The organism is Colwellia sp. NW0002-52-1 (genome assembly GCF_057550865.1).
In genome coordinates this window covers 65,373-79,283 of sequence record NZ_BAAJLU010000004.1, presented here as the reverse complement: position 1 = coordinate 79,283, position 13,911 = coordinate 65,373, and the positions used below count along the sequence as shown (strand labels likewise).

The following is a 13,911-nucleotide window of genomic DNA, read 5'->3' as shown; positions in this document are numbered from 1 at the left end:
TGCTAACTTAATACGACTAAGCTATTCAGATTAGTCGTTCAAGCTAACAAATATTAAGGCAAATAAATTATGCCTTGCGCCAGGTTGTACCGCCGGCACTATCTTCTAAAATAATATTTAATGCTGCTAATTTATCACGGGCATCATCTGCCATTGCCCAATCTTTATTTGTGCGAGCATCATTGCGTTGTTTTATTAATGCTTCAATTTCAGCCACTTCATCGCTGTCAGATTCACCACCTTGGAAGAAGTCTTCTGGTGAGTTTTGTGCAACACCTAAAACTTCGCCAAGCGATACTAAAATATAAGCAAGCTTAGACGCTTCTGCTTTATCCGTTGCTTTAATGCGATTAATTTCTTTCGCTAACTCAAATAATACCGGCATAGCTTCAGGGCAATTAAAATCATCATTCATCGCTTTCTCAAAGCGTTGCACGTATTCATTACCTTTTAGCTCTACTTTCACCGGCGTTAGATCACGCAAAGCCGTATAAATTCGCTCTAAACTGGCACGAGCCTGGGTTAAATTATCTTGCGAGTAATTTAATTGGCTGCGGTAATGGCTAGAAGTTAAAAAGAACCTAACGCTTTCAGCGTCGTATTCATCAAGCACGCTGCGTAAGGTAAAAAAGTTATTTAAAGACTTAGACATTTTCTCTTTGTTAATTTGCACCATACCGCCATGCATCCAATAATTAACATAAGGTGTGTCGTGTGCACAGCAAGATTGCGCAATTTCATTTTCATGGTGAGGAAACTGTAAGTCTGAGCCGCCGCCATGAATATCAAAATGCTCACCTAAATGCTTTAAGTTCATCGCTGAACATTCAATATGCCAGCCTGGACGACCTTTACCCCAAGGTGATTCCCAGCTAGGTTCATCAGGCTTAGCCATTTTCCAAAGTACAAAGTCTAACGGGCTACGTTTAGCCTCATCAACATCTACGCGAGATCCAGCCTGCAACATATCCAAATTTTGCAAACTTAATTTGCCATAATCTTTGTAAGTGCTAACTTCAAACATAACATCACCATTGCTGGCAACATAAGCATGCTTACGTTCGATTAAACGTTCAACCAAAGCGATAATTTCATTCATATGCCCAGTAACTGTTGGAGCAATATCTGGGCGCATAATATTAAGATCATCAAAGTCTTGATACATTTGCTCGGTCATACGCAAAGTTAGCGCTTCACAGCTTTCACCATTTTCTTTTGCACGTTGAATTATTTTATCGTCTACGTCAGTTATATTACGAACATGCGTTAAGTCGTAACCTAAGTACTTAAAGTAACGAGCGATAATATCGAAGGCAACATAGGTTCTGGCGTGGCCAATATGGCAACGGTCATAAATAGTAATACCGCAAACGTATAAACCTACCTTGTTGGAAGTGATCGGCTTAAAAACTTCTTTTTTCCTGCTTAAGGTATTATAAACTTGCAACATAACGACTGTTTTTCCTATGTGATATCAATACTTGATTAAATTCTGTTACTCCCAGAGTGGGAATTATCGCAATTGTACCCCAAGTATTGCAATGAATCATTAGCTTGGCGGTATTTGCTGTAATATTTAGCGATTAATTTTCAAGACATTTTGCCAAGAAATGTTTCTTTTATTAAGTTACAATTTACCTCATTACATTTCCTTTAGATTTATGAGTAAAAAAAATGATCACATTTAAAACAACTTTAGGCGACATTAAAATTGAATTAGATTTTGATAACGCACCTGTTACTGCAAAAAACTTTCAACAATATGCTGAAGATGGCTTTTATAACGGCACTATTTTTCACCGTGTAATTAAAGGTTTTATGGCACAAGGTGGTGGTTTTGCATCAGGTATGGACGAAAAAAATAGCCGTGAGTCTATTAAAAATGAAGCAAACAATGGTTTAGCCAATGCTCGTGGTACTTTAGCTATGGCGCGTACACAAGAGCCACACTCAGCTTCAGCACAATTTTTTATTAACTTAGCTGATAACGACTTCCTAAACTTCAAAAGCGAAGACGTTCAAGGCTGGGGTTACTGTGTATTTGGTAAAGTTGTTGAAGGCATGGACATCGTTGATAAAATGACTTTAGTTGATACTGGTCGTATGGGTTTTCATGACGATGTACCAAAAGAAGAAATTCTTATTGAAGAAACAATCGTAGCTTAACGCTCGGTTAATGCGTAAAAAGTATGAGTGAGACTTCTCATTTACATGATAAATCAGCGGTAACATATTTTATTGCTGATTTACATCTCGCACAAAACAGGCCCGATATTACGGCCTGTTTTTTGTCTTTTTTGAAAAATGAAGCCCCAAAAGCGCAAGTATTATATATTTTAGGTGACTTATTCGAATATTGGATAGGTGACGATGATGACAGCTCTTTTATTTTACAAATTGCTCAAGCGATAAAAGCGTTATCAGCGCTTGGCTGTGAAATTTATTTTATTCATGGAAATCGCGACTTTTTATTAGGTAAGCGCTTTGCTAAACAAGCTAATATGACGTTGTTGCCTGAAGTAACATTGATTGATTTATATGGCTCCCCTGTCGTTATAATGCATGGCGATACCCTTTGTACACGTGATACTGGCTATCAAGCTTTCCGTAAAAAGTCTCGAAGTTGGTGGTGGCAAGCCATGATAAAAAGCTTACCTTTGTTTGTTCGACGAAAAATTGCAGATAATTATCGTGAACAAAGCGCTTCTGCTACGGCAATGAAGTCGCAAGATATTATGGATGTTACTGAAAGTGAAGTTATTCTTTGTTTAGAGCAATATCAAAGTCAAACTTTAATTCATGGTCATACCCACAGACCTGCGGTGCATGATGTAATAGCTAATAATCAGCATGCCCAGAGAATTGTACTCGGCGATTGGTACGAACAAGGTGCTTGGTTAAAAGTAACGCCTGAATCAATGGAGTTATTAGATAAACCATTTGAAATAACTAAATAATACCAATTGGTATAAACTCTATTTTGTTATGACTTAAAACAAAAAAGCCCAGACATTCATCTTGGGCTCTCTTCAAGTTAAACACTTAAGCGTTTTGTCTAGCTACTTAGACATTTGACTATTAACCCAGTCATTTACTCTACGCTCTAATATAGCTAATGGCATAGCACCGCCACCTAGTACAGTATCGTGAAAACCTCGAATATCGAAACGTTCGCCAAGCTTTTGCTTCGCATTTTCACGTAACGCTATTATTTTTAACATACCAATTTTATAAGAGGTAGCTTGGCCCGGTAATACTAAGTATCGACGCACTTCAGAAACAATGGCTTCTTCAGCAATGGGTGTTTTCTCTTTAAAGTAAGCAATTGCTTGCTCTTCAGTCCAACTTTTTGTGTGTAATCCGGTGTCTACCACTAAACGAACTGCACGCCACATTTCGTTAACCAAGCGGCCAAAATCAGAAAAGTCATCTTGATATGCGCCCATTTCTTTTGCTAGCAATTCAGCATATAAGCCCCAACCTTCGCTGTATGCCGTAAAATTAGCTTGCGTACGAAATTGTGGTATTGAAGTTAGCTCCTGAGCAATCGAGATTTGCATATGATGACCTGGGTTACCTTCGTGATAAGCAACGCCTTCCATTTCATTTTTCGGCATGGCCGTCATATCTGAAAGATGAGCGTAATAAACCCCTGAACGACTTCCGTCTGCTGTGCCAGGACTATAATGTTGTGCTGCGCCATCTTGCTCTCTGAATGCTTCAACCCGCTTAACGGTTAATGTTGCTTTGGGTAAAATACCGAAATATTCTGGTAATTTTTCGTTGATAAAGTCTAAATACGTTTCGGTGTCAGTAATATAACCCTGGCGCCCCGCATCCGTATTAGGGTAAAAGAATTGTTCATCGGTTTTAATAAAATTAAAAAATGCGGATAAATCACCTTCGAAACCCACACGATTTTTAATGGCGATCATTTCTTGAGTAATGCGATCGACTTCTTTAAGACCAATATCGTGGATAGCATTAGCAGACAACTCAGTTGTTGTAGATACGCCTATCATATAGTCATAAAACGCTTGACCATTTTTTTGTGTTGAAACACCTGTAGGATTACTCGCTGTATTTACTATATCTTTTTCAAACCAGGTAATTAATGCTTGGTAGCTAGGTAAGAAATAATTTTCGAGTTGTGCTTTTGCATCATTTTTTAATGATAACGCTTGCTCTGCTGTTATTTTGTCAGCATCAACTAAGGCTGATACTTTTCGCTGCACGTCTTGCCAAAGGGGTGATGCACTCGCTCCTTCAACATTTGAGAATGGTACACCTGTGATCAAGTTTTTTGATTGTTCTATAACACCTTCGTAGGCAAATTTAGGCGGTCGAGTGCCGGCTGCAGCATTTTCTTGAGCTCTTACCAATAATTGATCAATAGCAACACTAACACCTTTAATTCGCTTGATATAAGCTTGCATATCGCTAAAGTCATCTACACGATGAAAGTTAATTAGAAACTCTGCAGCAAATGATTGAATACCATTAAATTGTGTAAAAATATAGCCGTTAATAGTGAATTCTTGTCCAGCTTGAGCTTGCGTATTCTGATAAACCCAAATGTCGTAAGATATTTTAGCTTCAGCTGTCAGCTTGTTATAATCGAAATTCGACTTAAGCTCTCCAACGCTTGCCGCTTGCCAAGCTAACTGTTTTTTCTCGAACGCTACTGACATATCATTAATTTGGTCGTATTTCTCTTTACGTCCCAAAAATGTCAGCATTATTGGGCTACTTTGTAGTTGCTCTTCATACTTAGTAGCAAACCACTGATTAAGCCTTGCAGATTCACTTAATTTATTCTGTGTAACACTTTGAGTAGTCTCGATTTTAGAGGGTTCTTGAGTGGTTTGTGTTGAACTATTTGGCTGGCAGGCAGATAAGCATGCTACAGCACCTACCAATGCAATCATATTGCGCATTAGTTATTCTCCTTGTTATTTAAAATTCAGTGTTATAGAAAAGCGTGTTTGTATATTATCGAGTTATAATATGAAATAAAACCTAATCTAGTTAAGTACTTATATTATTGTAGAATTTAGCGTTCAAGATCTAGGAGTAGAATTTTTGATTACCAGTAACTCACTACTTTTAAAACTTAAAAAAAGCCCAACGAATTACGCTCGTTGGGCTAGTAATGTAGATCATTTGCTGTTTTTTAACGTTTAATAATCATACTTATAGTTCATATATAAGATTTTTAAAAAGCTGTTTTAAATCTCAAGCCAAATTCACTCGCGTCGTTGCTCATAATTTGTAATATATAATCACCAGTATTTAAACGTGCATTGTCATAACGTTTGTCAAAAATGTTATGTCCATATAAAGCTACGCTCCAATCACCTTCAGCAGGTGTAAAGTTAATATTAAAATTAACTAATGCACGACTTTCAATTTCAGTTAAACGACCAGGATCAGAGCTTGGTTCGCCGTACATTTTATCACGGAATGAATAGTCAATTCTTGTTGATATACTCGCGCCACTTTCCAAAGTAAAGTCATACATAGGGCTAATTGAAGCCGTAATTTTTGGTGTTAGTGGTGCAACAGGTTTTACGCCATCTTGCTCATCAACATCAACATCTATGTAACCTAAGCTAGTATGAAGTTTAAAGTTTTCAGTGAAATAAGCGGTACTTTCCCATTCAATACCACGCGATGTTTGCTTAACTACTAAGTTACTGGTGTCGAATCCGGCTTCAGAAGTTGTACTTACTTGATATGGTAAATCATCATAATTAGTATTAAATACAGCGATACTCATACTAAACTCGTCAGTAACCATACCTTTTAAGCCAACTTCGTAGTTAACCGCGGTAATATTTTCAGAGGCAACAAAACAGGTAGGGTCGCCAAACAAACAATATGGGCGTGCTGGGAATTGACCTGACTGATAACCATTTTGAATACTCGCGTAAACGTTAAGGTCATTTTCAAGTCTGTAGCTTACCGATAAATCGTAACTTAGTTCGTTCCAAGCATCATGCGCTGAAAAAGGGCCAATACCAACATTTGCGGTAGCTGATTTTTTATCTTTGGTATAACGTAAGCCGCCTGAAACTCTTAGTTCATCAGAAACATCATAACCCACGTTTATAAATACCGCGCGACTAGTGGTTTCTTGATCAAGGGCTAATAAATTAGAGCCGCCATTGAAACTTGAATCTTCACCTTGGTAGTTACTCCCCGTTTCGTTAAACCAATAAAGACCAGAAACAAAGTCAAACTCGTCGAAATAACCGTTTAATTGCAATTCTACCGAAGTTTGATCTGCATCACCTTCTTCTGGGTAATGATCTAAAGCGAAAATTGTGCTGTCATCATCCAAGCCTGCTTTATATTCTGAGGTACGGTGACTTACAACAAGTTTAGTTGAATAAGTATCTGACAAGTTGTAATCAGCAGTGATAGAGACACCATTAGCACTGTTACTTACCGTTGAAATTTCTTCAGTGCCGGTAGCATTATTGTATGGGTTGGCGGCTACATCAGAATTTCTTAGTGGGCCTGAAGGCGTTGGAGAACCAAAACGCTCACCGGTATAATATGCACCCGTTGGTATTTCATCAATTAACGTCGTGTAAGGTCTTAACCCCCCTTCACCATCATTAATATCTGCAGTAAGTACAACGTTAAAATCTTCATTTGGCTCGTACTTTACCGATAAACGGCCATACAATTCTTTAGTTTCACCAACATCGTATTCTGCATTAGGCAAGTTAATGAAAGTACCTAAACCATCACGATGGTTATAACCGGCATTTAAATTGAATGAAACAGTATCGCTAATTGCTCTATTGATAAACGCATCAGCTTTCAATCTACCACGCGTACCTACATCTAAACCCAGTTTTGTTACTGCTTCAGCATCAGGCTCTTTAGTTATAATATTTATGGCACCACCGATAGAGTTTCGGCCATATAGCGTACCTTGTGGACCACGTAAAACCTCAATTCTTTCAATGTTATTTAGGTTCCAGTTTTGGCCAACTTGTCTGCCTAGATAAACACCATCTACATAAACGCTAACACCAGGATCTGTGGTTATCAAATGATCTTGTAAACCAATACCACGAATAAAAGGGTTAGCTGAAGAAGTATGTCCGGCTGAAAAGCCTGTAACATTTAGGTTTGGTACAAATTTACCAACATCGGTTAAATCTGAAATCCCTTGTTTGCTTAGTGCTTCACCACTAAAAGCACTAATTGCAACGGGTACTTCATAAATCACCTGTGAACGTTTTGTTGCCGTTACGGTAATACTTTCAATTTTACTCTCTACTTTTGTCTCTGTAGCTTGTTCATTTGCATATAAAGGTGTCGCAATTGCTAGTGAAACGGCTGCAGTTATTAGATTGTAGCGAGAAAATATACGCGTATTAGCATTTTTATTTTGGTTATTATTCAAGGTTGTTCTCCAGTGGTGATTTTCTTTTGTAATTTTTAATTTTTTATCTGTACATTTATGTACGCACACTTAGTGCATTCATAAAGTGGTTTAAAAATCCACCAAACGTACATTATTTAACAAATTCTTGTTATTATAGTGGAATCATTAGCTTAAGTATAATCTAGATTAACTTTAGACTAGTTCATACGAATTTTAGGCACGCCGCTGTGGAATTTAAAATCTGAGTCTTCACTTGTAATTAAGCTGGCTTCAATATCTGCAAAATAAGCAATGCGACTCTCTACTTTATCACTTTGATCTGGACCTGCAATTTCTTTCGCCAAGGTTAAATAGTCTTGATAATGTCGAGCTTCAGACCTTAATAATGACAAATAAAAGTCAGCCAAGCGTTTATCTAAATGGGGTGCTAGCATTGCAAATCGTTCGCATGATCTTGCTTCGATAAAAGCACCGACAATCAGCTTATCTATTAGAGCATCAGGCTCGAAGGTTTTAACATGAGTCAACATCCCTTTTGCATAACGACAAGGCGTAATACTTCGATACTCAACACTATATTCATCCATTACTTCTAGCACTTGATAAAAATGATGAAGCTCTTCTTTGATCAACAATACCATTTTATCAATTAAATCTTGTCCATAGGGTGAGTTGGGTTTAGGCACTACTGATTTAGTTAGTTTATTTTTCGCCGCTAATAACCGCCAGTCGCCTTCTCGTTTATATATAAAGGCTTCAAAAGGTTGTAACCATGCTAACAATGCATCACTACCCGCTTTATCAACGGCATATTTTCGGATCATAAACATCGCTGATTGCGCGGCCTTTAGCTCACAAATAAGATGATCAATTAAAAGCACAGGTAAGTTTTTTTCAGCTTTAGCTTCTTCAAGCCACGAGGCCGGTGTAGGCACTTTCAGAAAGTTGTTGATCGGGGCGAGTAATTTGGAATAAGGCATAGAAAAAGCTATTAATTAATTTTCTCTATTTTAAAAGCCTAGCGCTTGAGTTGCCAGTAAAACAATTACTTTATCGGTTTTTACGTTAGTAAGGCCATATACTGATTACTACATTTTGTTATGCAGTAATTATTTCATGAGCTTATAACCACGTTGTTGATACTCAGCTTTAAACTCGCCAATTAAATGAATAAAGTTGAGCAATTTGTTATGATATTGATAATCCAGTTACATTAAATTGTCTTTAACCTTTGTTATCAAAACTTTTGTTGAAGCTTTTTATTAAGACACAGTGGCCTAGCAATGAAAAAAACGGAAGCAAAATCACTAACAGATAAACATAAAGACTTAACCCATAGTGAACACCAAACCGTACTTTCACACGTGCAACGTGAAGTCGATGAATGGTACCTAAATACCATTATGCTTAAGGGCATTGACGTACCTTTTAAGTATCGTAGAAAAAAACTTTATAAGTCACTGCAAAATCAGCAAGTCAACATAACCTATTACCCGACGGTTGAAATGGTTGCAGGTTTTGAATTAGAAGTGATGAAAATCGTTCGCATTAAAGTCTCCTAAACTATATTTTCATCAAATTTACACCTAATCAGACTGATAGATGGCTAAAAAATATCTTTTTACGCTGAAATATCAAACAATCCTTGACGAATCCCTCGCCTTCTTACATAAATAGTATATCGACAAAAACAAAAACAACGTTGATGACTATGTAGGGTCGCAGAATTTTACTTATATCTGCATTATTTTTGGGGACAGAGAGAGGTATTTAACATGATCTTAAATCATATCTGGGGGCTTTACACTGCACCTAAAAAAGAATGGCAAACAATTGAGAAGCGTCATGAAAGTTTAACTTACTCAATGGTGCACATACTGACTATTGCATTAATTCCAGCTATTTGTGGTTACTATGCAGCAGCCCATATAGGTTGGTCAATTGGTGCAGGTGATCCAATTAAGCTTACTGAGTCACACGCATTATTCATGGCAGTAGCCATGTACTTTGGCTTAATTTTAGGTGTGCTTTCTTTAGCAGTTTTAATTCAATGGATGGCAAAAACTTTTGACTCTAAGCCTGACTTTACTCAATCGTTAGAATTAGCCGCTTATACAGCAACACCTCTATTAATGGCGGGGTTAACTGCATTATTTCCGGTACTTTGGTTTGTGGTAATTGCAGGCTTAGCAGCATTATGTTATTCAGTTTATCTGCTTTATTCAGGCGTACCTATTATGATGAATATACCTGAAGAAAAAGGTTTTATTTACTCAAGCTCGGTCGTAACTTGTGGTTTAGTCTTAATTGTTACTTTAATGGCAGCTAGTGCTATCGTATTTAACTCTGGCTTAGGTGTTGAATACATCAGTTAAATTATTAAACAATATAAATAGTGATAAAAAAACCGCTTCATTAAGCGGTTTTTTATTACTCTAATTTTTATACATAAATTTCGTATAAAAGCTATTCAGAGCCTTCATTATGCATATCAATAATTGAGTCTGCATTTTTGTCTGAAGTTTCTTTTGTGGTGTTATTACGCAATGCATCTAGTCTATCTAAATAGCCTTGATTTATGTCATTTGTAACATACTCACCATTAAAGACTGACGTTTCAAACTCTGTAATGTCTGGGTTAGACGTTGAAACAGCTGACACTAAATCTTCTAATGTTTGGAATATTAATTTGTCGGCACCGATAATTTCACATATATCGTCAAGTTCACGACCATGGGCAATTAATTCGTTGGCACTTGGCATATCGATACCATAAACATTTGGAAAACGAATTTCTGGCGCTGCTGAGGCAAAGTATACTTTTTTAGCGCCAGCGGCTCTAGCCATTTCGATTATCTGTCCAGATGTTGTACCACGCACAATAGAGTCATCTACAAGTAAAACATTCTTCCCCATAAACTCTGTGCCAATGGCATTTAGTTTACGGCGAACTGACTTCTTACGTTGTTCTTGTCCTGGCATAATAAACGTACGACCAATATAACGGTTTTTAACAAAACCTTGGCGATATGGAATATTAAGGTGACGAGCAATTTCTAATGCGGTATCACACGATGTTTCTGGAATTGGGATCACAACATCTATATCAATATCGTCCCATTCTTTAGCAATTTTATCGCCAAGTTTTTTACCCATATCAACACGAGATCCGTAAACAGAAATCTTATCAATAGAAGAGTCTGGACGAGCAAAGTAAACATATTCAAAAATACAGGGATGAAATGAAGGATTTTCAGCACATTGTTGGCTATGAATCTGGCCTGATTCAGTAAAGAAAATAGCCTCTCCTGGCGCAACGTCACGTACAAATTCAAATTCGTTAGCATCTAGAGCAACAGATTCAGACGCTACCATATACTCAACGCCCGATTTAGTTTCACGCTTACCAAATACCAGAGGACGAATACCGTTAGGATCACGAAATGCGACCATGCCATAGCCGATAATCAAAGCTACTGTTGCATAAGCACCGCGAACACGCTTATGCACATTGCTAATAGCAGTAAAAATATCACTTGGATCTAATTTATGCTGTTCGGAATTTTGTAATTCATGACCTAAAATATTAAGCAATAATTCAGAGTCTGAAGTGGTGTTAACATGACGACGAGCTTCGGTATTTAACCATGACTTAAGCTCGTCAGCATTGGTTAAATTACCGTTGTGCGCGAGGGAAATACCAAAAGGAGAGTTCGCATAAAAAGGTTGAGCTTCAGACGAACTAGAAGTACCAGCCGTTGGGTAACGAATATGTCCAATACCCATATCACCTTGTAGACGCAACATATGACGAGTATGAAAAACATCTTTAACTAAACCGTTACCTTTACGCAATCTAAAGGTGTTTTCGTGAATAGTCACGATTCCGGCAGCGTCTTGTCCACGATGCTGTAAAACCGTTAAACCATCATATAATGCTTGACCTACGGGGGATTTACCAACAATACCAACAATACCACACATGCACTTATTCTCCGACGAACTAAGTTTAAATACTAAGCTAAAAAGCTTGAAGATTGTTTGAGATACTCAAAAAACCATTCAACAATTAATGTAAATTCTGGAACCAACTGAGAGTTTTGCCACCAAGAAGATGAGGATGCAGGTGTAAATGCGTCCATAAAAAATAAAACAGCAGCAATGATAAGTACGCCTCGTAGCGCACCAAAAACGATACCTAGAACTCTGTCTGTCCCAGACAAACCAGTTTTACTGACCAGCTGACCAATAACATAGTTGACAAGTGCGCCTAGGATTAACGTAGAAATAAATAAAATAGCAATTGATGCTGCATTTCGCAGCAGCTGATCAGAAATATTGGTAAGTAATGTCGACAAGTTGAGGTAGAAAGTACTCGCGACAAAAAAGGCACTGATCCAAACAATTAAGGACACCGCTTCTTTAACAAAGCCACGTACTAAACTAATTAAAGCTGAAATGCCAATAACAGCCAAAATGGCATAATCTATCCAAACCATAAATCGAATATTCTCATTGATTAGTGGCGCGCATTCTACCAGAATCCGCCTAAGATTTGCTAATGATTTTATTATTTAGCTGGATAGAATCGGGCAACTTTTCCTTGCACATTTGTAAGCTTTTTCAATGCAGGGAGCTTTTCTTCTAACGAAGATTTTATCAATTCAGGTCCAATAAAAACTTTGGTCAACTTCCCTGATTTTGTTTTTATTGGCTTAGTAAAGGTAGTGTAGCCTTCTTTCTTAAGTTTGTTGACCAACTCATCAACATTATTTTGGTGGCGAAAGCTGCCTAATTGAATAACCCAAGCTTGCTCTACTATCGCTTTAGCAGGGGTATTTTTTTTCGCTGCATCAATGCTTTTTTTCGCGACTGAGTCTGCTTTATCTGTTGAGAAATCTGTTTCTTTCGCTAATGTCCTAACAGTTACGTCTTTTTCTTTCAGTAATTTGTCAGCATCTATAACATTTTGATCATCAAGTGCTAATTCTTCCGATGTCTCTTCGGTGGGCAAACTGGTAAGTTTATGCTCAGGAAAACTGTTGTCTGTTTGAGGAAAGCTTACTTCTGGCGCAGTTGGAATCGCCTCAAAGTTATCTTGATATGTTTTTTTGTCGCCATCAAGTACATCAGGTAAAAATATAATAGCGATAGCCGCGACAATAATAGTACCAACTAAACGATTTTGAAATGGTGTAGACAAATTAAACTCCAAACATTGTTAAACAAGTAAACGTCTTATTTCTGCAACGGTAAAAAATGATCCAAAAACTAGAATAAGATCAGTTGCTTTTGCATTGTGTTTTGCCATTCTAAATGCCTGAGAGACATTGTCAAAGCAATTTACTTTCGCGGTGTCTATTTGTGTAGACTCTAAGATGTTTTTTGCTTTACGCCCTCTTGGTACCTCTAACGTGCCAATATACCAATGCGAAACAGCTGGTAAAAGTGGCGCAACGGTATTTGTTGCATCTTTATCGCCTAGCATACCTAATACGGCATGCACTTTCGGGTAGTTTAATTGCTCTAGCTGCTCGGCTAAATATCTTGCAGCTTGTGGGTTATGGCCAACGTCTAAAATAACATCGCAATCGAGCGAGAACTTTTCCATTCTGCCAGCAACCTTTGTTTCAGCAATAACTTGATTGATAAAAGCACTATTTAACGATAAGTCGAGTTTGTCTGCGAGCAGGCTTAACACCATGATTGCAGTAGCGACATTATCTTGTGGTATATAACAGTTAGTCAGGCCGGAAAAATTAGCATTGCCACTGCGCCACAACCACTGCTTATTACTCGTTTGTTCAATGATAAAGTTTTCATCACGAAAAAATGGTTTAGCGCCGATGCACTTTGCGTGCTCAACAATTGTAGCCGGCGGGGTTTTATCACCTATTACAGCCTGTTTATCGGCGCGCATTATACCCGCTTTTTCAAAGCCAATAGCTTCGCGTGTATCACCTAGATATGCTTGATGGTCGAGATCAATAGTGGTAATTACCGCAATATCTGCGTCAACAACATTGGTTGCATCTAAACGACCACCTAAACCTACTTCAAGAATAATAACCTCTGGTTGCTCTGCGGTTAATATTAATAACGCAGCTAAAGTGGTGTATTCGTAATAGGTTAAAGATATATCATCACGAGTTTGTTCGATAGTTTCAAACGCTTTAACTAAGCTAGCATCGTTTACTTCTACTTTATTAAGGCGTAAACGTTCATTAAAGCGTTCAATATGAGGAGATGAATAAACTGCGCACATTAAATTTTGTGCTAAAAATGCATTCTCTAGAAAGGCGCAGGTTGTGCCCTTACCATTCGTACCCGCAACAGTAATAATAGTAGAAGTAGGAAATACAATATTAAGCTTATTGGCAACAGCATTAATGCGTGTTAAACCCAGCTCTATTTCAACTGAATGAATACTCTCTAAATAAGAAAGCCATTCAGTAAGATTATTTCTTGCTGAATGGCCTTTAGTCATTTTTGACATGAATTTTCCG

The 13,911-nt window shown here is 37.6% G+C and carries 12 protein-coding genes; 4 read left to right on the top strand and 8 right to left on the bottom strand.

Features of this window, described 5'->3' with window-relative positions:
• Nucleotides 1-67: 67 nt before the first annotated feature.
• Nucleotides 68-1,450: a cysteine--tRNA ligase gene (gene cysS / locus AC27H3_RS05945; protein WP_487104540.1), complete on the bottom strand. Its 1,383-nt coding sequence runs from the start codon at nt 1,448-1,450 to the stop codon at nt 68-70.
• Between the two features lie 224 nt (nt 1,451-1,674).
• Between cysS and AC27H3_RS05940 the strand changes: the two genes are divergently transcribed.
• Nucleotides 1,675-2,166 (top strand): peptidylprolyl isomerase, encoded by a 492-nt coding sequence (locus tag AC27H3_RS05940; RefSeq protein ID WP_085302378.1) that lies wholly within the window; start codon nt 1,675-1,677, stop codon nt 2,164-2,166.
• Between the two features lie 23 nt (nt 2,167-2,189).
• A complete protein-coding gene (lpxH, locus tag AC27H3_RS05935; RefSeq protein ID WP_487104537.1) occupies nt 2,190-2,957 on the top strand; it encodes a UDP-2,3-diacylglucosamine diphosphatase in 768 nt (255 codons plus the stop codon).
• A 102-nt stretch (nt 2,958-3,059) separates the two neighbouring features.
• Here the strand turns inward: lpxH and AC27H3_RS05930 are convergent, their stop codons facing one another.
• From AC27H3_RS05930 to miaE, 3 genes are all read right to left on the bottom strand, one after another.
• Nucleotides 3,060-4,937, bottom strand: a complete 1,878-nt coding sequence (locus AC27H3_RS05930) for a DUF885 domain-containing protein (protein WP_487104536.1) — start codon at nt 4,935-4,937, stop codon at nt 3,060-3,062.
• A gap of 278 nt (nt 4,938-5,215) precedes the next feature.
• The gene (locus AC27H3_RS05925) at nt 5,216-7,423 is read right to left on the bottom strand and encodes a TonB-dependent receptor (protein WP_487104534.1); all 2,208 of its coding nucleotides are present in this window, start codon (nt 7,421-7,423) and stop codon (nt 5,216-5,218) included.
• A gap of 179 nt (nt 7,424-7,602) precedes the next feature.
• Nucleotides 7,603-8,385: a tRNA isopentenyl-2-thiomethyl-A-37 hydroxylase MiaE gene (miaE, locus tag AC27H3_RS05920; RefSeq protein ID WP_487104532.1), complete on the bottom strand. Its 783-nt coding sequence runs from the start codon at nt 8,383-8,385 to the stop codon at nt 7,603-7,605.
• Nucleotides 8,386-8,688: 303 nt separating this feature from the next.
• Here miaE and AC27H3_RS05915 point away from each other — a divergent pair, with 303 nt between their 5' ends.
• Both AC27H3_RS05915 and AC27H3_RS05910 read left to right on the top strand, forming a co-directional pair.
• On the top strand, nt 8,689-8,967 hold the full coding sequence (locus AC27H3_RS05915; RefSeq protein WP_085301988.1) for a hypothetical protein: 279 nt from the start codon (nt 8,689-8,691) through the stop codon (nt 8,965-8,967).
• 213 nt (nt 8,968-9,180) lie between these two features.
• Nucleotides 9,181-9,780 carry a Yip1 family protein gene (locus AC27H3_RS05910; RefSeq protein ID WP_487104530.1) on the top strand — a complete coding sequence of 200 codons (600 nt, stop codon included), beginning with the start codon at nt 9,181-9,183 and terminating at the stop codon, nt 9,778-9,780.
• 91 nt (nt 9,781-9,871) lie between these two features.
• Here the strand turns inward: AC27H3_RS05910 and purF are convergent, their stop codons facing one another.
• The 4 genes from purF to folC form a co-directional block, all read right to left on the bottom strand.
• Nucleotides 9,872-11,389 carry an amidophosphoribosyltransferase gene (purF, locus tag AC27H3_RS05905; RefSeq protein ID WP_085301984.1) on the bottom strand — a complete coding sequence of 506 codons (1,518 nt, stop codon included), beginning with the start codon at nt 11,387-11,389 and terminating at the stop codon, nt 9,872-9,874.
• A gap of 32 nt (nt 11,390-11,421) precedes the next feature.
• Nucleotides 11,422-11,904: a CvpA family protein gene (locus tag AC27H3_RS05900; protein ID WP_085301982.1), complete on the bottom strand. Its 483-nt coding sequence runs from the start codon at nt 11,902-11,904 to the stop codon at nt 11,422-11,424.
• 71 nt (nt 11,905-11,975) lie between these two features.
• On the bottom strand, nt 11,976-12,608 hold the full coding sequence (locus tag AC27H3_RS05895; protein WP_487104527.1) for an SPOR domain-containing protein: 633 nt from the start codon (nt 12,606-12,608) through the stop codon (nt 11,976-11,978).
• An 18-nt stretch (nt 12,609-12,626) separates the two neighbouring features.
• On the bottom strand, nt 12,627-13,901 hold the full coding sequence (gene folC, locus AC27H3_RS05890) for a bifunctional tetrahydrofolate synthase/dihydrofolate synthase (protein WP_487104525.1): 1,275 nt from the start codon (nt 13,899-13,901) through the stop codon (nt 12,627-12,629).
• Nucleotides 13,902-13,911 lie beyond the last annotated feature (10 nt).

Bases quoted from the DNA above. Each gene is read 5' to 3' on its own strand.
- AC27H3_RS05930 (WP_487104536.1), bottom strand. From the start codon at position 4,937: ATGCGCAATATGATTGCATTGGTAGGTGCTGTAGCATGCTTATCTGCC.
- folC (WP_487104525.1), bottom strand. From the start codon at position 13,901: ATGTCAAAAATGACTAAAGGCCATTCAGCAAGAAATAATCTTACTGAA.
- AC27H3_RS05940 (WP_085302378.1), top strand. From the start codon at position 1,675: ATGATCACATTTAAAACAACTTTAGGCGACATTAAAATTGAATTAGAT.
- AC27H3_RS05910 (WP_487104530.1), top strand. From the start codon at position 9,181: ATGATCTTAAATCATATCTGGGGGCTTTACACTGCACCTAAAAAAGAA.
- purF (WP_085301984.1), bottom strand. From the start codon at position 11,389: ATGTGTGGTATTGTTGGTATTGTTGGTAAATCCCCCGTAGGTCAAGCA.
- lpxH (WP_487104537.1), top strand. From the start codon at position 2,190: ATGAGTGAGACTTCTCATTTACATGATAAATCAGCGGTAACATATTTT.
- cysS (WP_487104540.1), bottom strand. From the start codon at position 1,450: ATGTTGCAAGTTTATAATACCTTAAGCAGGAAAAAAGAAGTTTTTAAG.
- AC27H3_RS05915 (WP_085301988.1), top strand. From the start codon at position 8,689: ATGAAAAAAACGGAAGCAAAATCACTAACAGATAAACATAAAGACTTA.
- AC27H3_RS05900 (WP_085301982.1), bottom strand. From the start codon at position 11,904: ATGGTTTGGATAGATTATGCCATTTTGGCTGTTATTGGCATTTCAGCT.
- miaE (WP_487104532.1), bottom strand. From the start codon at position 8,385: ATGCCTTATTCCAAATTACTCGCCCCGATCAACAACTTTCTGAAAGTG.